Origin of the sequence: Burkholderia sp. Bp8986, assembly GCF_003854225.1 — a bacterium.
In the GTDB taxonomy this organism is placed as follows: domain Bacteria; phylum Pseudomonadota; class Gammaproteobacteria; order Burkholderiales; family Burkholderiaceae; genus Burkholderia.
Genome location: NZ_QTQM01000002.1, coordinates 74,698 through 92,237, shown reverse-complemented (window position 1 = coordinate 92,237; position 17,540 = coordinate 74,698). Strand labels below are relative to the sequence as shown.

General features: G+C 67.1%; 18 protein-coding genes and 1 tRNA gene. 10 read left to right on the top strand and 9 right to left on the bottom strand.

Annotated features, from left to right (window positions below):
- Positions 1-7: 7 nt before the first annotated feature.
- Complete coding sequence (locus DID99_RS02335; RefSeq protein WP_124666013.1) at positions 8-907, bottom strand: SDR family oxidoreductase; 900 nt, start codon at positions 905-907, stop codon at positions 8-10.
- Between the two features lie 43 nt (positions 908-950).
- Positions 951-1,688: an SDR family oxidoreductase gene (locus tag DID99_RS02330; RefSeq protein WP_124666012.1), complete on the bottom strand. Its 738-nt coding sequence runs from the start codon at positions 1,686-1,688 to the stop codon at positions 951-953.
- A 119-nt stretch (positions 1,689-1,807) separates the two neighbouring features.
- Between DID99_RS02330 and DID99_RS02325 the strand changes: the two genes are divergently transcribed.
- Positions 1,808-2,710, top strand: coding sequence for a LysR family transcriptional regulator (locus DID99_RS02325; RefSeq protein ID WP_124666011.1), 903 nt, complete (start codon positions 1,808-1,810; stop codon positions 2,708-2,710).
- Positions 2,711-2,738: 28 nt separating this feature from the next.
- On the opposite strand, the gene DID99_RS37110 is transcribed toward DID99_RS02325, so the two are convergent.
- The 4 genes from DID99_RS37110 to DID99_RS02310 form a co-directional block, all read right to left on the bottom strand.
- Positions 2,739-2,909 carry a hypothetical protein gene (locus DID99_RS37110; protein ID WP_185733724.1) on the bottom strand — a complete coding sequence of 57 codons (171 nt, stop codon included), beginning with the start codon at positions 2,907-2,909 and terminating at the stop codon, positions 2,739-2,741.
- 162 nt (positions 2,910-3,071) lie between these two features.
- Positions 3,072-3,156, bottom strand: a tRNA-Leu gene (locus DID99_RS02320).
- Between the two features lie 105 nt (positions 3,157-3,261).
- Entirely contained in the window at positions 3,262-4,419 is a 1,158-nt protein-coding gene (locus DID99_RS02315; protein WP_124666010.1) for an ABC transporter substrate-binding protein, read from the bottom strand.
- Between the two features lie 64 nt (positions 4,420-4,483).
- Positions 4,484-5,425, bottom strand: coding sequence for a CysB family HTH-type transcriptional regulator (locus DID99_RS02310; protein ID WP_009689198.1), 942 nt, complete (start codon positions 5,423-5,425; stop codon positions 4,484-4,486).
- A gap of 217 nt (positions 5,426-5,642) precedes the next feature.
- Between DID99_RS02310 and DID99_RS02305 the strand changes: the two genes are divergently transcribed.
- From DID99_RS02305 to cobA, 6 genes are all read left to right on the top strand, one after another.
- Entirely contained in the window at positions 5,643-7,322 is a 1,680-nt protein-coding gene (locus tag DID99_RS02305) for a nitrite/sulfite reductase (RefSeq protein ID WP_044845617.1), read from the top strand.
- Between the two features lie 25 nt (positions 7,323-7,347).
- Positions 7,348-7,890: a DUF934 domain-containing protein gene (locus DID99_RS02300; RefSeq protein ID WP_124666009.1), complete on the top strand. Its 543-nt coding sequence runs from the start codon at positions 7,348-7,350 to the stop codon at positions 7,888-7,890.
- Positions 7,887-8,630, top strand: coding sequence for a phosphoadenylyl-sulfate reductase (locus DID99_RS02295; protein ID WP_044845619.1), 744 nt, complete (start codon positions 7,887-7,889; stop codon positions 8,628-8,630). The genes DID99_RS02300 and DID99_RS02295 overlap by 4 nt, the downstream gene beginning before the upstream one ends.
- A gap of 75 nt (positions 8,631-8,705) precedes the next feature.
- Entirely contained in the window at positions 8,706-9,668 is a 963-nt protein-coding gene (cysD, locus tag DID99_RS02290) for a sulfate adenylyltransferase subunit CysD (RefSeq protein ID WP_044845620.1), read from the top strand.
- Between the two features lie 22 nt (positions 9,669-9,690).
- Complete coding sequence (locus DID99_RS02285; protein ID WP_124666008.1) at positions 9,691-11,007, top strand: sulfate adenylyltransferase subunit 1; 1,317 nt, start codon at positions 9,691-9,693, stop codon at positions 11,005-11,007.
- 88 nt (positions 11,008-11,095) lie between these two features.
- The gene (gene cobA, locus DID99_RS02280; protein WP_124666007.1) at positions 11,096-11,845 is read left to right on the top strand and encodes a uroporphyrinogen-III C-methyltransferase; all 750 of its coding nucleotides are present in this window, start codon (positions 11,096-11,098) and stop codon (positions 11,843-11,845) included.
- A gap of 90 nt (positions 11,846-11,935) precedes the next feature.
- Here cobA and DID99_RS02275 read toward each other — a convergent pair whose 3' ends face one another.
- Genes DID99_RS02275 through lptF form a run of 3 tightly spaced genes read right to left on the bottom strand, consistent with a single transcriptional unit; the run spans position 11,936 to position 14,588 of the window.
- Positions 11,936-12,319 (bottom strand): sirohydrochlorin chelatase, encoded by a 384-nt coding sequence (locus DID99_RS02275; protein WP_044845623.1) that lies wholly within the window; start codon positions 12,317-12,319, stop codon positions 11,936-11,938.
- Between the two features lie 25 nt (positions 12,320-12,344).
- Positions 12,345-13,493 (bottom strand): LPS export ABC transporter permease LptG, encoded by a 1,149-nt coding sequence (gene lptG, locus DID99_RS02270; RefSeq protein WP_124488472.1) that lies wholly within the window; start codon positions 13,491-13,493, stop codon positions 12,345-12,347.
- Between the two features lie 3 nt (positions 13,494-13,496).
- Positions 13,497-14,588 (bottom strand): LPS export ABC transporter permease LptF, encoded by a 1,092-nt coding sequence (lptF, locus tag DID99_RS02265; RefSeq protein ID WP_044845625.1) that lies wholly within the window; start codon positions 14,586-14,588, stop codon positions 13,497-13,499.
- 122 nt (positions 14,589-14,710) lie between these two features.
- Here lptF and DID99_RS02260 point away from each other — a divergent pair, with 122 nt between their 5' ends.
- From DID99_RS02260 to DID99_RS02250, 3 genes are read left to right on the top strand one after another with little or no spacing between them, the layout of a single operon-like run.
- A complete protein-coding gene (locus DID99_RS02260) occupies positions 14,711-16,222 on the top strand; it encodes a leucyl aminopeptidase (RefSeq protein WP_124521534.1) in 1,512 nt (503 codons plus the stop codon).
- A 34-nt stretch (positions 16,223-16,256) separates the two neighbouring features.
- Positions 16,257-16,673, top strand: a complete 417-nt coding sequence (locus DID99_RS02255) for a DNA polymerase III subunit chi (RefSeq protein WP_006757287.1) — start codon at positions 16,257-16,259, stop codon at positions 16,671-16,673.
- 25 nt (positions 16,674-16,698) lie between these two features.
- The gene (locus tag DID99_RS02250) at positions 16,699-17,439 is read left to right on the top strand and encodes a DUF2486 family protein (RefSeq protein WP_124571264.1); all 741 of its coding nucleotides are present in this window, start codon (positions 16,699-16,701) and stop codon (positions 17,437-17,439) included.
- Positions 17,440-17,540 lie beyond the last annotated feature (101 nt).

Here is a 17,540-nt window from a genome sequence, read left to right as displayed (position 1 = left end):
ACCTTGCTCAATCGCCGACCCGGGGCGCGAGCAGATCGGCGAGCCCGATATTCCTGAACATTTCGCGGCGGATTCGATCGCCGATGCGGAACACTTCCTCCGCGCCGTCCTGCGACGGATCGACGAATACGCGGTAGGGGCGCTTGCCGGGCTGCGCCGCGACGAGCTCGGCAATCGCCGTCGCGACGGCGCCGGCGTCGGCGTCCGCCGGTTCAAGCGCGGCGAGGCCGCTCAACGCCTGATCGGCGACGCCCGCGTACGGCCCGCTGTCGTAGGCAGCCTGCACGGCGGTATCGGCCGGCTTGCCCGCATGGAGGAAGTGATTCGTGCCGCGGGTGAACGCGCCCGGCACGACGATCGATGTTTCGATACCCCAGCGGGCGAGTTCGGCGGCGTAGGACACCGCGAGCGAGTCCATCGCGGCTTTCGCGGCGAAGTAAGGGGCAAGGAACGGCGGGGTGCCGCCGCGCGCCGACGACGACGAAACCCACACGAGCAGACCGCGGCCCTGACGGCGCAGGTGCGGCAGCGCCGCGCGGTTGACGCGCTGGGTCGACACGACGTTGACGTCGTAGAGCTGCGTGAGCTGCTCGGGCGTGAATGCTTCGGCCGGCCCGAACGCCATGTGGCCGGCGTTGTGAATGACGACGTCCAGACGATCGTTGTCGGCGATCACGCGGTCGATTGCTGCGCCGACCGATGCGTCGTCGCCGACGTCGAGTTCGAGGCTGCGCAGGTCGACGCCGTGTTCCTGCGCATAGGCAGCGATGGCGGCGACGCGCGGCGCATTGCGCCCGGCGCTCTCGCGCATCGATGCATAGACCGTGTGACCGGCGCGGGCGAGCGCCTGGGCCGTCAGCAAGCCGAAGCCGCTGGACGCGCCGGTGACGAGGACAACTTGCTTCATGAGCGATCTCCTGGAGGAAAGCGAGGCGGCTGCGAGCGGTCCGTCAGCACATCCCGCCGTTGGCGCGGAGGATCTGGCCGTTGATCCACGCGCCGTCCGGGCTGGCGAGGAAGGCGACGACGCGCGCGATGTCGTCGGGCTGGCCCAGCCGCTCGAGCGGGTTCAGCTTCGCGAGCCGATCGACCAGCTCGGGGCTCTTGCCCTGCAGGAACAGTTCGGTGGCGACCGGCCCCGGCGCGACGGCGTTCACGCGGACACCGCGCCCGCGCATTTCCTGCGCGAGTACCTGCGTGAGGCTTTCGACCGCCGCCTTGCTTGCCACGTACACGCCGTAAGTCGGCATGCGCATGCCGATCACGCTGGTCGACAGGTTGATGATGCGTCCGCCGTCGCGCACGCGCCTTGCCGCTTCGCGGCATACGTTGAACGCGCCTTTCACGTTGATGGCGATCGTTTCGTCGAAGAGCGCATCGTCGCAGTCGGCGATCGCCGCCAGCTTCATCACGCCCGCGGAATTGACCACCACATCCAGGCCGCCGAATGCCTCGTGGGCGGCGTCGAACAGCGCGGCCACGGCCGCCGGGTCGGCGACGTTCGCCTGCACGGCGACGGCATGGCCGCCGTCGGCGACGATCGCATCGACGACTTCGCGGGCCGGCCCGGCGCCGCCGGCATAGTTGACGACGACCCGGAAGCCGTCCCGGGCGAGCTGGCGGGCGATTTCCGCACCGATGCCGCGCGACGAACCTGTGACGAGGGCGACCTGTTCCGATGTGCTCATTTCCTGCTCCTGATGAGGGTTGAATGCCGTTCCATCCGGCGACAGGACTAATGTAGGCTTCCTCGATCAATAAAAATAATGAATAATGGTCAGTCAATGAATGACTGGAAGTATGTCTTATGGGGTTCGACAGCAGGCTGCTCAGCGGTATCGGCGTGCTCTCCGCGGTGATCGAGGCCGGCACCTTCGCGCGGGCAGGCGAGGCGATGGGACTGACCCAACCGGCAGTGAGCCGCGCCGTCGCCCGACTGGAACAACGCGTCGGCATCCGCATCTTCAACCGGACGGCGCGTGCGATCACGTTGACCGACGAAGGGCGACGCTTTTACGAGGCGGTCGCGCCGCTGCTGGCCGGCATCGAGGAGGCGGCGCTCGACGCCGGCCAGTCGAAGGCGCGCGTGAGGGGGCGGCTGCGCGTGAACGTGGACGGCACGTTCGGCCACTACGTGCTCGCGCCGCGGATGGCGGAATTCCTCGACCGCTTTCCCGACCTGTCGGTCGAGATCAGCGCGCGGGATCGGATGGGCGACCTCGTCGCCGACGGATTCGATGTGGCAGTGCGCTTCGGCATCCCGGAGCCGTCGTCATATCGTGCGCGACTGCTGCTCGAGACGCGCGTGCTGACCTGCGCGTCGGCCGCGTACGTCGCGCGTCATGGCGAACCGCGACACCCGCGGGATCTCGCGGCCGGTCACCGGTGCGTGCTGATTCGCGATCCGGTGACGGGGCGACCGTACGAATGGGAATTTCATCGCGGCAAGGAAGTCGTGCCGGTCGACGTCGCCGGCAGACTGATGGTGAATGACACCGGCGGGTTGCTCGGCGCGTGCCTCGGCGGCGTCGGCATTGCGCAACTGCTGGAACTCTATGCCCGCGACGTCCTGGCCGAAGGGCGGTTGGTCCAGCTGCTGCCGGAATGGGCGGACGAGACGTTCCCGCTTTATGCGTATCACCATGCGTCGAACCTCGTTGCCGCGAAAGTGCGGGTGTTTCTGGAGTTCGTCCGCGAGTTGATGGCCTGAGTGCGTCGGGCGGCGGGGCGCCATCGGTTCACTCGGTGCGGTGCGGGATGCTGTCCGGGAACGGGTAGGGCGCGTGCGGCCCCGGCCAGTCGGGCACGGGCGGCTCGCGCAGCAGGTCGCATCCGCCCAGCAGGATCGACAACAGCGCGGCAAGCACGCGGCGACGGATCGGGCTCGAAAAGAAGACGCGCGTGGACATGAGCGGCCTCCGTGCTTGCGTGTCCTGATGCTTGGACCGCCGGGTAAGGGCGTGCGTTGCGGTGTGCGCGGCGTGCGCAACAAGAAAAAGCCAACAAAAAACCCGCGAAGCGGCGAGCTTGCGCGGGTTTCGACAGTGCAGCGCATTGACGCTGCGAAAGACTGGTGCCCAGGGCCGGAATCGAACCGGCACGCCTTGCGGCGGGGGATTTTGAGTCCCCTGCGTCTACCAATTTCACCACCTGGGCTTTGATCCTGGCCGCGCATGCGATTCGTACGGATTGTGCGCGGCGAAACGCGAATTATGGCGGAAAACGGGGCACCGGGCAAGCTGTCCGGCGACCGCCCGTGCGTTACTGGCTCAGATAGACGAATCGGCCCTGCTTCACGATCCCCATCACGCTCGCGCGCTGATCGAGCCCTACGTGATCCTTGTCGCTGGTGTTGACGACGCCGTTCGGCACGACGAGTTCGTGCGCGCGTTCGAGTTCGCGCCGCAGCGCCGCGCGGAAGCCCGGCGTGCCGGGCTGCGCGGCCTTGAGCGCGCGGCCGACCGCGTCGGCGAGGCGCGGGTACACGCCCGCCGCGTCGCCCGCGAACTGGGTGACCGTGCCGGCGCCGTATTTCGCTTCATACGCATCGACGAACGCGAGCGCGGCCTTGCGGGCCGGATGGTCGGCAGGCAGCGTGCGCGCGACGACCACCGGCTGGGTCGGGAACAGCGTCCCGTCGACGTCCTTGCCGCCGAGCTTGATGAATTCCGGCGTGGCGATCCCGTGCGTCTGGTAGATCGCGCCCTTGTAGCCGCGCTCGATCAGCGTGCGTTGCGGCAGCACGGCCGGCGTGCCCGAGCCGGCGATCAGGATCGCGTCGGGCTTCGCGGCGATCAGCTTCAGTGCCTGGCCGGTGACGCTCGCGTCGGTGCGGTTGAAGCGTTCCGTCGCGATCACGCGGATCTTGCGGACTTCCGCGAAGCGCGTGAATTCGTTCAGCCAGCTGTCGCCATAGCTGTCCGCGAAGCCGATGAAGCCGACCGTCTTCACACCGTGGTTGGCCATGTAGCGCGTCATCACGTCGGCCATCGCGCTGTCGCTCTGCGCCATCTTGAATGCCCAGGTCCGCGCGCCTTCCTGCGGCTCGACGATCGCGCCGGAGCCGACCAGCGTGATCATCGGCGTCTGGGCGGCGGCTACCGCGTCGAGCGCCGCGAGCGCGGCCGGCGTGATGTTCGGCCCGACCACGACGTCGACGCGATCCTCGTCGACCAGCTTGCGGATGTTGCGCACGGCCGCGCCCGGGTCGGACGCGTCGTCGAGCACCGTCACCTGCACCGGCTGCCCGGCGATCGTCTTCGGCCACATCAGGATTGCGTTCTTGCTGGTGATGCCGATCGCGGCGGCCGGGCCGGTCGACGACAGGTCGACGCCGACCTTCAGGTCGGCATGCGCGGCCGCGCAGGCGAGCACGAGGGCGGCGCCGGCGGCGCGGCGCAACAGGGCGGGAAGCGTCATGCGGAAATCTCCGTCGGGCAATAAAAAGGGGCGCGATTTGCGCCCCTGTCGTTATACCTGTCTGTCAAAGCTCGTACGATTCGGATTCGCCCTTGAGCGCCTGCTCGATCAGCTTGCGGTTCAGCGTCGGCGACAGCAGCTCGACGAGCGTATACACATAGCTGCGCAAATAGGCGCCCTGCTTGAGCGCGACACGCGTCACGTTGCTGCCGAACAGGTGGCCGACCGGGATCAGCCGCAGGTTGCGGTCGCGCTCCGGGTTGAATGCGATGTCGGCCATGATCCCGACGCCCAGGCCGAGTTCGACGTAGGTCTTGATCACGTCGGCGTCGATCGCCTCCAGCACGATGTCCGGCGACAGCCCGCGCAGCGCGAACGCATGATTGATCTTCTTGCGGCCGGCGAACGCGTCGTCGTACGTGATCAGCGGGTACTGCGCGAGATCGTCCAGCGTGACCGGCTTGCGTTCGAGCAGCGGATGGTCGGCCGGCACCACGGCCGCGTGATGCCACTGGAAGCAGGGCAGCGACACGAGTTCCTTGTAGTCGGCGATCGCCTCGGTCGCGATCGCGAGATCGGCCTGGTCGTGGATCACCATCTCGGCGACCTGCGTCGGGCTGCCCTGCAGGATCGACAGGTGCACCTTCGGGAAGCGCTTCTTGAACTCGGCGATCGCGGCCGGCAGCGAGTAGCGGGCCTGCGTGTGGGTGGCGGCGATCGTCAGGTTGCCCTGATCCTGCGCCGCGTAATCTTTTCCGACCCTTTTAAGGCTTTCAACTTCCTGCAGGATCCGCTCGACCGATGCGAGGATGATCCTGCCCGGCTCGGTGAGCGAGCGCACGCGCTTGCCGTGCCGCGTGAAGATCTCCACGCCGAGCTCGTCCTCGAGCTCGATGATCGCCTTCGACACCCCCGGTTGCGACGTGTAGAGCGCCTTGGCGGCCTCGGTGAGGTTGAAATTCTGCCGGACGGCCTCGCGCACGAAGCGAAATTGGTGCAGGTTCATTTATAACCCTTCCGCATATCAACAGAATTTTTTAGTCGTTTGAAATATAAGGCGAGTTTATTACGATTCACCGGAGTTTTTCAAATATGGATATCTGTTTTCGTCATTAGCAATCCAGCCGGGCCGCGCAAGGCCGGCGATGGCGGCGGAACGGAGATTCGGGCGCGACGTGGCTAGGACGTCGCGCGGTCACCACGAAAACCCCTGGGGTCCCCGAATGTATCAGTACGACCAATACGACCAGACGATCGTCGACGAGCGTGTCGCGCAGTACCGCGATCAGGTGCGCCGCCGGCTGTCGGGCGAGTTGAGCGAAGAAGAATTCCGTCCGCTGCGCCTGCAGAACGGCCTGTACATGCAGCGCCACGCGTACATGCACCGCATCGCGATTCCGTACGGCAACCTGCGCAGCGACCAACTGCGGATGCTGGCGCGCATCGCCCGCGAACACGACCGCGGCTACGGCCACTTCTCGACCCGCTCGAACATCCAGTTCAACTGGATCCAGCTCGAGGAAACGCCGGAGATCCTCGCGAAGCTCGCGTCGGTGCAGATGCACGGCATCCAGACCTCGGGCAACTGCATCCGCAACATCACGGCGGACCAGTTCGCGGGCGTCGCCCAGGACGAGGAAATCGATCCGCGTCCGTGGTCGGAAATCCTGCGCCAGTGGTCGACGTTCCATCCCGAATTCGCGTGGCTGCCGCGCAAGTTCAAGATCGCGGTGTCGGGCTCGACGCACGACCGCGCGGCCGTGCAGATCCACGATCTCGGCGTGTACCTGAAGAAGAACGCGCAGGGCGAGGTGGTCGCGAGCATCCTCGCGGGCGGCGGCCTCGGCCGTACGCCGATCATCGGCGCGGTGATCAAGGAAGACCTGCCGTGGCAGCACCTGCTCACCTATTGCGAAGCCGTGCTGCGCGTATACAACCGCTACGGCCGCCGCGACAACCTGTACAAGGCGCGTATCAAGATCCTCGTGAAGGCGCTGTCGCCCGCGAAGTTCGCGCAGCAGGTCGAGGAAGAGTGGCAGCACCTGAAGGACGGCCCGTCGACGCTCACGCAGGCGGAAGTCGACCGCGTGTCGCAGTACTTCCAGCCGCCCGTCTACGAGAAGCTGGCCGACACCGACGCGTCGTTCGAACAGCACCTGCTCGAGAACAAGGCGTTCGCGCGCTGGGTCGAGCGCAACGTCGCGCCGCACAAGGTGCCGGGCTATGCCGCGGTCACGCTGTCGCTGAAGGACCACCGCGTCGCCCCGGGCGACGCGACCGACGCGCAGATGGACCTGGTGGCCGACTGGGCAGACGCGTACTCGCTTGGCGAACTGCGCGTGTCGCACGAGCAGAACCTGATCCTCGCGAACGTGAAGAAGCGCGACCTGTTCACGGTGTGGGAAAAGGCGAAGGCGGCCAGCTTCGCGACGCCGAACGTCGGCCTGCTGACCGACATCATCGCGTGCCCGGGCGGCGATTTCTGCTCGCTCGCGAACGCGAAGTCGATCCCGATCGCGCTGGCGATCCAGCAGCGTTTCGAAGATCTGGACTACGTGTACGATCTCGGCGACCTGTCGCTGAACATTTCCGGTTGCATGAACTCGTGCGGTCATCATCACGTGGGCAACATCGGCATCCTCGGCGTCGACAAGGACGGTGCCGAGTGGTACCAGGTGTCGCTCGGCGGCGAGCAGGGCACGGGCCGCAACGGCGCGCGCCTCGGCCGCGTGATCGGGCCGTCGTTCTCCGCTGAGGAAGTGCCGGGCGTGATCGCGAAGCTGATCGACACGTTCGTCGAGGCACGCATCGACGGCGAGCGCTTCATCGACACGTACGACCGCATCGGCATCGCTCCGTTCAAGGAGCGCGTGTATGCGGCGCGCCAGGCAGTCAACGCGTAACCAACCGGGTAGAAGGAATTTGCAGATGGCTTCGATTATCAAGAACCGCGCAGTGATCGACGACGCATGGCAGGTCGTGCGCGCGGCGGAAGACGGTGCGCTGCCCGCGGTCGACGCATTGCCGGCCGGCAAGGTGCTGGTGCCGTTCACCCTGTGGCAGGCCGAGCGCGCGGCGCTCGTCGCCGCGAAGGCGAAGGACGAACTCGGCGTGTGGCTCGCGCCGGACAGCGAGCCGGCCGATCTGGTGGCCGACTTCGGTGCGATCTCGCTGATCGCCGTCGATTTCCCGCGCTTCGCGGACGGCCGCGGCTACAGCATCGCGCGCCTGCTGCGCGAGCGCCACGGCTGGACCGGCGAGCTGCGCGCGATCGGCGACGTGCTGCGCGACCAGCTGCTGTACATGTCGCGTTGCGGCTTCGACGCGTTCGCGGTGCGTGCCGACAAGGACATCCACGATGCACTGAACGCGTTCGGCGAATTCACGCAGCGTTACCAGGGCGCATTCGACGAGCCGGCGCCGCTGTTCCGCCGCCGCGCGGCCGCGGCCGACGCGAAGGTGAGCGCATGAGCGCCGCGACCGCACTGACGCCCGAACTGGCCGCGAAGGTCGAGCGCCTCGACGCGCTGCTCGCGCAGATCGGCGCGCGCCACGAGAAGGTGAAGTTCGCGAGCAGCCTCGCCGCGGAAGACATGCTGCTCACGCACGCGATCCTGTCGAAGGGCGTGTCGATCGGCATCTTCTCGCTGAACACCGGCCGCCTGCATGCGGAAACGCTGGGCATGATCGACCGCGTGCGCGAGCGCTACGGCTACGAGATCGAGCAGTTTCATCCGCAGCAGGACGCGGTCGACCAGTACGTCGCCGAGCACGGCCTGAACGCGTTCTACGAAAGCGTCGAGCTGCGCAAGTCGTGCTGCCACATCCGCAAGGTCGAGCCGCTGAACCGCGCGCTGGCCGACGTCGGCGCGTGGGTCACAGGCCAGCGTCGCGAGCAGTCGGTCACGCGTGCGGAGCTGCACGAGGAAGAACAGGACGAAGCGCGCGGGATCGCGAAGTACAACCCGCTCGCCGACTGGACGGAAGCCGACGTGTGGGCGTACCTGAAGGCGTTCGACGTGCCGGTCAATCCGCTACACGCGCGCGGCTATCCGAGCATCGGCTGCGAGCCGTGTACGCGCGCGATCCGCCCCGGCGAGGACAGCCGGGCGGGCCGCTGGTGGTGGGAGTCGCGCGACACGAAGGAATGCGGGCTGCACATCACGATCACGCCGATTCCCGCGAACGCCGAAGCCGGCGCCGCGCACTGAAAGCCGACAAGAAACCGAATATTGCGCCGCCCGCGACAGCGGGCGGCACGAACCCAGAAGAGAAGGACTGAAATCATGAGCACGACGCTCGAGCAATCCGCCTTTGCCCCGCCCACCGGTGCCGACGACCGCATGGGCCACCTCGACTGGCTCGAAGCCGAGTCGATCCACATCCTGCGCGAACTCGTTGCCGAATGCAGCAAGCCGGCGCTGTTGTTCTCGGGCGGCAAGGACTCGGTCGTCGTGCTGCACCTCGCGCTGAAGGCGTTCGGCCTCGGCGCGAACCGCAAGACGACGCTGCCGTTCCCGCTCGTGCACATCGACACGGGCCACAACTACGAGGAAGTGATCGACTTCCGCGACCGCCGCGCGCAGGAGCTCGGCGCCGAGCTGGTGGTCGGCCACGTCGAGGATTCGATCAAGCGCGGCACCGTCGTGCTGCGCCGCGAAACCGATTCGCGCAACGCCGCGCAGGCCGTCACGCTGCTCGAGACGATCGAACAGCACGGCTACACGGCGCTGATCGGCGGCGCGCGCCGCGACGAAGAGAAGGCGCGTGCGAAGGAGCGGATCTTCTCGTTCCGCGACGAATTCGGCCAGTGGGATCCGAAGGCGCAGCGCCCGGAACTGTGGAGCCTGTACAACGCACGCCTGCACAACGGCGAGCACCTGCGCGTGTTCCCGATCTCGAACTGGACGGAACTCGACGTGTGGCAGTACATCGCGCGCGAGAACCTCGAACTGCCGTCGATCTACTACGCGCACCAGCGCGAGATCGTGCGCCGCAACGGGCTGCTCGTGCCGGTCACGCCGCTCACGCCGATGCGTGACGGCGAGACGAGCGAACTCGCGCAGGTGCGCTTCCGTACCGTTGGCGACATCAGCTGCACGTGCCCGGTCGAGAGCGACGCGGACGACGTCGAGAAGATCATCGCCGAGACGGCGGTGACCGAGATCACCGAACGCGGCGCGACCCGGATGGACGACCAGGCATCCGAAGCCGCGATGGAACAGCGCAAGAAGCAAGGTTATTTCTGAAGCACACGAGGACATTCACATCATGAGCATCATCGAGAACAACGAAGACCTCGGCGTGTTGCGCTTCATCACCGCGGGCAGCGTCGACGACGGCAAGAGCACGCTGATCGGCCGCCTGCTGTACGACAGCAAGGCCGTGTTGTCGGACCAGCTGTCCGCGCTGTCGCGCGCGAAGAACAAGCGCACGGTCGGCGACGAGATCGACCTCGCGCTGCTGACGGACGGGCTCGAAGCCGAGCGCGAGCAGGGCATCACGATCGACGTCGCCTACCGCTATTTCGCGACCGCGAAGCGCAAGTTCATCATCGCCGACACGCCGGGCCACGAGCAGTACACGCGCAACATGGTGACGGGCGCATCGACCGCGCATGCGGCGATCATCCTGGTCGACGCGACGCGCGTGACGATCGAGAACGGCGTGGCGGAACTGCTGCCGCAAACGAAGCGCCACAGCGCGATCGTGAAGCTGCTCGCGCTGCAGCACGTGATCGTCGCGATCAACAAGATGGACCTGATCGACTACAGCGAAGCACGCTTCAACGAGATCCGCGACGCGTACGTCGCGCTCGCGAAGCAGCTCGGCCTGAAGGACGTGCGTTTCGTGCCGGTGTCGGCGCTGAAGGGCGACAACATCGTCGGCGCGAGCGAGCGCATGCCGTGGTACGCGGGCGAACCGCTGCTCGACGTGCTCGAATCGCTGCCGGTCGAGACGCAGGCGCATGACGCGCTGCGCTTCCCGGTGCAGTGGGTCGCACGCCAGGACGGCAGCTCGGCCGACGATTTCCGCGGCTACATGGGCCGGATCGAATCGGGCGAGGTGAAGGTCGGTGACGAAATCGTCGTGCTGCCGTCGAACCGCACTGCGACGGTCGCCGAGATCATCGCGCCGGTGCCGGGCGGCACGGCGGCGGTCGCGCACGCGTTCGCGGGCCAGACGGTGACGATTCGCCTCGAACAGGACGTCGACGTGTCGCGCGGCGACATGTTCGTCACGACCGCCGAGACGGTCGCGCCGGCGAAGAAGCTCGAGGCGGACCTGTGCTGGTTCGACGAGACGCCGCTGTCGCCGCAGCGCAAGTACCTGCTGAAGCAGACCACGAGCACGGTGTTCGCGAAGATCGGCGCGGTCAAGGAAGTGCTCGACGTGCATACGCTGTCGCACGCGACCGACCGCCAGGAACTGAAGATGAACGACATCGGCCGCGTCGCGCTGACGCTGCAGAAGCCGATCGTCTGCGACACCTACGATGCGCACCCGGGTACGGGCGCGTTCGTGCTGATCGACGAGGCGACGCACCACACGGTCGCCGCCGGCATGATTCGGGCGTTCTCGGCGTAACGGGCTTAACCGGCGGTCAGCGCCGCCCTCGCGGCGGCGCGGGCCGGCCGCCGTCCGCACGAGCAGGACCCCAAGCGAAGCGACAAACATGGGCAAGGTATATCTGATCGGAGCAGGGCCGGGCGCCGCGGACCTCATCACGGTGCGCGGCATGCGGCTGCTCGAACAAGCCGACGTCGTGCTGCACGACGCGCTCGTCGAGCCGGCGATGCTCGACTACGCACCGAACGCGCGCAAGATCGCGGTCGGCAAGCGTTGCGGGCAGCGTTCGACCGCGCAGCATTTCATCAACAAGCAGATCGTCGACGCGGCGCGCGAGCACGCGTGCGTGGTGCGCCTGAAGGGCGGCGACCCGATGCTGTTCGGTCGCGCCGAAGAGGAAATGCGCGCGCTCGAAGCGGCGGCCATCGATTTCGAGGTCGTGCCGGGCATCACCGCGGCGCTGGCCGGCGCGGCGACGCTGAAGCGCTCGCTGACGTTGCGCGGCGTGTCGCGCAGCGTCGCGTTCGCGACGCACAGCCGCGCACCGGGCAGCGACGAGATTCGCGAGGCCGCGCGCGCCGATTCGATCGTCTACTACATGGGCCGCGACAGTGCGCCGGGCATCGCGCAGGAACTGATCGACGCGGGCCGTGCGAGCGCGACGCCGGTGGCGATCGTCGAGGCTTGCAGCACCGCGCGCGAGCGCACGCTGACGCTGACGCTCGGGCAGATGGCGGCGGGCGGCGCGCAGGCGTGGCTCGACCCGGCGGAACCGAGCCTGCTGATGATCGGCGATGCGTTCGCCGAACGCGTGCGGCACGCGAAAGAGGGCGCTGCGTTGCAGGATGCGGCCTGAGTCGAACGTGCGATCCGCAGGCAAAAAAAGCGCCGGCTTCCGAAGCCGGCGCTTTTTTGTTTGGGCTCGCCGCTTCGGCCAGCGATGCGCTTACGCGTCGCGGCCGAGCTGGTCGATGCAGTAGCGCGCGATCGCATCGAGCACGCCGTCGTCTTCCCCGACGGCCGTCGCGCAACGGATCTCGACGCCCGGATGCGTGGCGCGGCACGCGTCGACGAGCTGCGGCAGGTCGCGGCGGACATGTCCGCCCTGACCGAAGAACACGGGCACCACGGTGATGCGCGTGCAGCCGGCCGCGACTTGCGCGGCGACGGCCGTATCGAGCGACGGCGTCATCAGTTCGAGAAACGCGAGCGACACGTGCGGAGCAGGGGAGCCGGCCCCGCGCAGCCGCGCGGCGAGCCGCTCGAACGGCTCGGCCCAGCGCGGATCGCGTGCGCCGTGGCCGAACAGGACGATGCCGTGCGAACTCATGTCGAAGCCTCCGTCGTGACCGCGCTCAGTGCCGGTCGACCCACTTGAGCGCGAACAGGCCGAGCGCGAGATAGATGAGGCCCGGCGTCGCCGCCGTCAGCGGCGCGGGCCAGGTGTTCAGCGTGCCGATGTGCGAGAACAGCGTGTTGAGCAGCTGGAAGCTCATGCCGAGCATGATGCCGCCGAACACCTTCACGCCGACCACGCCGGCACGCGTGTGCAGGTACGCGAACGGCAGCGACAGCACAAGCATCACGAACACCGCGAACGGGTAGAGCAGCTTGCGCCACAGCGCGATGTCGTAGCGCTGCGTGTCCTGCTGGTTTTCGCGCAAGTGCTGGATGTAGCGGAACAGGTTGATGAGCGACATCCGTTCCGGCGACACGAGCAGCACCGACAGGATCTGCGGCGTCAGGTCCGAGCGCAGCCGGTATTCGGGCAGCGTCACCTGCTGCGACCGGTACACGGGGTTCAGCGCGTCGGCCGGTTCGCCGCCGATCGGCTTGATCGGCGTCAGTTCGGTTTCCGTGACGCCCTTGAGCAGCCAGTGGCCGGGCGGCTCGTAGCGGCCCGTCTGCGCGATCCGCACGTTCTGCAGCTGGAATTTCGAGTCGAACTCGTAGATGCGCACGTTGCTGATCGTCGAGTCGGGCGACAGGCTGCCGACGTTCACGAAGCGCGTGACCTGCTCGCCGTTCTCGCGGGCCGCGAGCGTGTCCTTCACCCACACGCCCGACTGGAAGTTCGACGATACCGACGCGCCGAGCGCCTGCAGCCGCACGCGTTCGGACAGCTGGTCGGCGTACGGGCCGACGAACTCGCCGATCAGGTAGGTGATGATCACGAGCGGGACGCCGATCTTCAGCAGCGAGCGCAGCGCCTGGTTGGTCGCGAGGCCCGACACGCGGAAGATCGTGAATTCCGAGTTCGCGGCCATCTGCGCGAACACGTAGATCGCGCTGATCAGCGCGGCGACCGGGATGATCTCGTAGAAGCGCGACGGAGTCTGCAGCGCGACGCGCAGCACCGCGTAGCCGAATTTGTAGTTGCCGTGCCCGACCGAGTTCAGTTCGCTGATCAGGTCGAAGAAGAAGAACAGGCCCGAGAACGCGAACAGGATGAAGATGAACGTGACGTAGATCTGCCGCGCGAAGTATTTTTCATAGAGCCGCATCGATCATGCTCCCGAGCGGCCGAACAGCGCGCGTGTAAACAGCGGACGATTGCGCACGCGCAACCAGAAGATGAACGCGACGATCGCCGCGACGACCAGGTGCAGGCCGACGAGGCCGACGCCGAACGACATCTTGCCCTGCTCGATCTGTGCCTGCACGACGTTCAGCAGGTTCGAGTACGTCAGGTAGATCAGCACGGCCATCACGAGGTTGATCGTGCGGCTGCGGCGCGGGTTCTGGTAAGACAGCGGAATGCCGAGCACCATCAGGTTGATCGCGATCAGCGGCAGCCCCGCGCGCCACGCGAATTCCGCGAGGTTGTCGCGCGTCGGGTTGCGCAGCAGGTCCGGTGTCGGCGTGCTGTTGGTGGTCGGCACGTTGGTGACCGGCGTGCTCGTGATCTTCACGCCGTAGCGCTGGAACTCCATGATCTTGAAGTTCGGCTGGCCGGGCGTGCCGTCGTAGCGGCGGCCGTCTTCCAGTACGACGAAGCGATCGCCGTCCTTCGTTTCGGTATGACCGGTGTGCGACACGACGACGTTGACCTTGCCGTTCTCGGTCGACGTGACGAACACGTTCTGCACCTTGCTCTGGTCCGGCGACATCTTCTCGATGAAGAACACGCGATGGTTCGAGGCCGATTCGCGGAACTGGCCCGGCGCGAGCAGCGAGATCTCGTCGCGCTGCTGGAAGCGCGCCTTGATCATCTTGCTCTGCTGGTTCGACCACGGCCAGCCGACGAACGCGAAGAACGCGATCAGCAGGACGATCGGCGTGGCGAACACGCCGATCGGCTTGATCAGGCGCGTGAGGCTCACGCCGGATGCAAGCCAGACCACCATTTCGGAGTCCCGGTACCACCGGGTCAGCACGAACAGGATCGACACGAACAGCGTGACGACGAGCATCACGGCGAGGTAGCCGATCACGGTCAGGCCGATCAGCACGAGCACGTCGCGCGGATCGATTTCGCCGGACGCGGCATAGCCGACGATGCGGATCATCATCGTCGTGAGCATGATCGTGAGCAGCACCATGAACACGGCGCCAGCCGTATACGCAAGCTCGCGCTGGAGGGAGCGTTCGAAGATCATTCTTGATGAGAAGAGGGCGGGAGGCTGCGCACGCGTGGTGGAGCGCTCGCGCCGCCACGGGAAAAATAGCGGATAATTGCGGCTTTCATCCTTAGCCCAGATTTTATCCGAGGACAAGCGCGATGGACTTTAGCATAAAAGGCTGTGATTGGAGCAAAGGCGAGGCCAAGGGGTTCCTGACGGGGAAGTCCGACTGCATCGTGCTCGGCATCTTCGAGGCGCAGACTCTCTCGGGCGCGGCGCTCGACATCGACACGGCCACCAAGGGGCTGATCTCGCGCGTGGTGAAGGCCGGCGACATGGACGGCAAGCGCGGCAAGACGCTGTTCCTGCACGAAGTGTCGGGCATCGGCGCATCGCGCGTGCTGCTCGTCGGCCTCGGCAAGCAGGATGCTTTCAATCAGAAAGCCTACAACGACGCAGTGACGGCCGCATGGCGCGCGCTGCTCGCGACCAAGGTCGGCCAGGTCACGTTCTCGCTCGCGCAGCTGCCGGTCGACGAGCGCGGCTCCGACTGGGGTGTGCGGGCGGCGATTCTCGCGCTGCGCAACGAGACCTACCGCTTCACGCAGATGAAGAGCAAGCCGGAACCGGCGTCGCACACGCTCAAGCGCGTCGTGTTCAGCGTCGATCCGGCCGATGAGAAGGCCGCCAAGCTGGCGGTCAAGCAGGCCGTCGCGCTGGCGAACGGGATGGATCTCACGCGCGACCTGGGCAACCTGCCGGGCAACGTGTGCACGCCGACCTATCTCGGCAACACCGCGAAGAAGATCGCGAAGGATTGGGGTCTGAAGGTCGAGGTGCTCGGCCTGAAGCAGATCCAGGCGCTCAAGATGGGCTCGTTCCTGTCGGTCGCGCGCGCGTCGGTCGAGCCGCCGCAGTTCATCGTGCTGCACTACCAGGGCGCCGCCGCGAAGGCCGCGCCGGTCGTGCTGGTCGGCAAGGGCATCACGTTCGACACGGGCGGCATCTCGCTGAAGCCGGGCGAGGGCATGGACGAGATGAAGTACGACATGTGCGGCGCGGGTTCGGTGCTCGGCACGATGCGTGCGGTCGCCGAAATGGGCCTGAAGATCAACGTCGTCGCGATCGTGCCGACCTGCGAGAACATGCCGGGCGGCAACGCGACCAAGCCGGGCGACATCGTCACCAGCATGAAGGGGCTGACGATCGAGGTGCTCAACACCGACGCCGAGGGCCGCCTGATCCTGTGCGACGCGCTCACTTATGCGGAGCGCTTCAAGCCGGCCGCGGTGATCGACGTGGCGACGCTCACGGGCGCCTGCGTGATCGCGCTCGGCGCCCACAACAGCGGCCTGTTCTCGAAGGACGACGCACTCGCTGGCGAACTGCTCGACGCATCGCGCGAAGCGAACGATCCGGCATGGCGCATGCCGCTCGACGACGAGTACCAGGATCAGCTGAAGTCGAATTTCGCGGACATCGCGAACATCGGCGGGCGTCCGGCCGGTGCCGTGACGGCGGCGTGCTTCCTGTCGCGCTTCACCGACAGCTATCCGTGGGCGCACCTGGACATCGCCGGCACCGCATGGAAGGGTGGCGCGGCGAAGGGCGCGACCGGCCGTCCGGTGCCGCTGCTCGCGCAGTTCCTGATCGACCGCGCCGGCCAGTGATGGCAGGTCTCACGACGATGCGGGTACGCGGGCAATGACGCGAATCGATTTCCATTCGAACGTCGGCGATTCGCTCGCATACGCATGCCGGCTGCTGCGCAAGGCCTACCAGGCCGGGCAGCCGGTCGTCGTGCTCGCGGAGCCCGCGCGCCTGCGTGCGCTCGACGAGCGGCTCTGGACGTTCTCGCCGCTCGATTTCATTCCGCACTGCGGCGTCGACAGCGCGCACGCGGCCGGCACGCCGATCGTGCTGGCCGCCGATCTCGACCAGGCGCCGCATCATCATGTGCTGCTGAACCTCGGCGCGGCCGTACCCGCGCAGTTCGCCCGCTTCGAGCGCCTGCTCGAAGTGGTCGGCAATGCGCCGGACGAACTGGCCGCGGGCCGCGACCGCTACCGCTTCTATCGCGATCGCGGCTACGCGCTGAACAACTACAAGCAGGGCAGTTAGCCGAAACCGTCGACGGAGCGTTCCCGTGACACAAGCCGAATCCTCTTCGATCCCGACGCTGACCGACGTGCTGGTGCCGGGCAAGCCGGTGCCGGCGCGTTCGTCCGCGGCCGATGAGCTGCCGCACGACGTTGCCGCCGTGCCGGTGCTGACCGACGTGCTGGTATCAGGCCATCCGGCTCGGGCGTCCGCCGCGCCGGAGCAGCCGCGCACCGACCCCGAATTCGTGGTGGTCGAGCCGGTGCCGACGCCGGACATCCCGACCGTCGAATTGCCGGGCGACAGCGATGCGCCGGCGCAACCCGGTGCCGCCGGGCACGTCGTCGCCGAGGAGTCGGCCGCGGCGCAGGCGCCGCTGCGCTCCGCGCTGGCCGCCGACGACGCGCAGCAGGCCGGCGTTGCCGCGATGCCGCGCGATGCTGGCGAAGCGATGCTGTCCCACGCGATTGCACCGGCTGCCGGCGGGCTGGCTACCGCTCAACTCACCGGCGCGCATCCGGACGCGCATGTAGCCGCCGCGCTGACGGTGGAGGACACGCAGCATATCGCCGAGCGTCTGCGCAATCGGCTGACGAATTATCTGACCGGGGAAGGGCGCGAGGCCATCGAGGCCCGCTGTCGCGACGCGTTGCACGACCATACGGCCTGGCTCGTCGGCCAGATCACGCGCGAAGTGGCGCTGGCGCTCGAAACCGAAGTGATGGAGTGGGTTCGCGACGCGGTCGATGCGGAGATCGCCCGCCGCCGGACCGGTCATTCAGGCTGAGCCCGCCGCACGTTTCGTGCGCAGGGGCCGCGGGCGCGGCTCCAGTCATCGTCGCTGACGATTGCCGGCCGGTTGCAACGACAAGCGCGGAACGCTGCCGG

Coding starts and splice junctions, on each gene's coding strand:
- DID99_RS02335 (WP_124666013.1), bottom strand. CDS start 907: ATGAAGCAAGTTGTCCTCGTCACCGGCGCGTCCAGCGGCTTCGGCTTG.
- DID99_RS02330 (WP_124666012.1), bottom strand. CDS start 1,688: ATGAGCACATCGGAACAGGTCGCCCTCGTCACAGGTTCGTCGCGCGGC.
- DID99_RS02325 (WP_124666011.1), top strand. CDS start 1,808: ATGGGGTTCGACAGCAGGCTGCTCAGCGGTATCGGCGTGCTCTCCGCG.
- DID99_RS37110 (WP_185733724.1), bottom strand. CDS start 2,909: ATGTCCACGCGCGTCTTCTTTTCGAGCCCGATCCGTCGCCGCGTGCTT.
- DID99_RS02315 (WP_124666010.1), bottom strand. CDS start 4,419: ATGACGCTTCCCGCCCTGTTGCGCCGCGCCGCCGGCGCCGCCCTCGTG.
- DID99_RS02310 (WP_009689198.1), bottom strand. CDS start 5,425: ATGAACCTGCACCAATTTCGCTTCGTGCGCGAGGCCGTCCGGCAGAAT.
- DID99_RS02305 (WP_044845617.1), top strand. CDS start 5,643: ATGTATCAGTACGACCAATACGACCAGACGATCGTCGACGAGCGTGTC.
- DID99_RS02300 (WP_124666009.1), top strand. CDS start 7,348: ATGGCTTCGATTATCAAGAACCGCGCAGTGATCGACGACGCATGGCAG.
- DID99_RS02295 (WP_044845619.1), top strand. CDS start 7,887: ATGAGCGCCGCGACCGCACTGACGCCCGAACTGGCCGCGAAGGTCGAG.
- cysD (WP_044845620.1), top strand. CDS start 8,706: ATGAGCACGACGCTCGAGCAATCCGCCTTTGCCCCGCCCACCGGTGCC.
- DID99_RS02285 (WP_124666008.1), top strand. CDS start 9,691: ATGAGCATCATCGAGAACAACGAAGACCTCGGCGTGTTGCGCTTCATC.
- cobA (WP_124666007.1), top strand. CDS start 11,096: ATGGGCAAGGTATATCTGATCGGAGCAGGGCCGGGCGCCGCGGACCTC.
- DID99_RS02275 (WP_044845623.1), bottom strand. CDS start 12,319: ATGAGTTCGCACGGCATCGTCCTGTTCGGCCACGGCGCACGCGATCCG.
- lptG (WP_124488472.1), bottom strand. CDS start 13,493: ATGCGGCTCTATGAAAAATACTTCGCGCGGCAGATCTACGTCACGTTC.
- lptF (WP_044845625.1), bottom strand. CDS start 14,588: ATGATCTTCGAACGCTCCCTCCAGCGCGAGCTTGCGTATACGGCTGGC.
- DID99_RS02260 (WP_124521534.1), top strand. CDS start 14,711: ATGGACTTTAGCATAAAAGGCTGTGATTGGAGCAAAGGCGAGGCCAAG.
- DID99_RS02255 (WP_006757287.1), top strand. CDS start 16,257: ATGACGCGAATCGATTTCCATTCGAACGTCGGCGATTCGCTCGCATAC.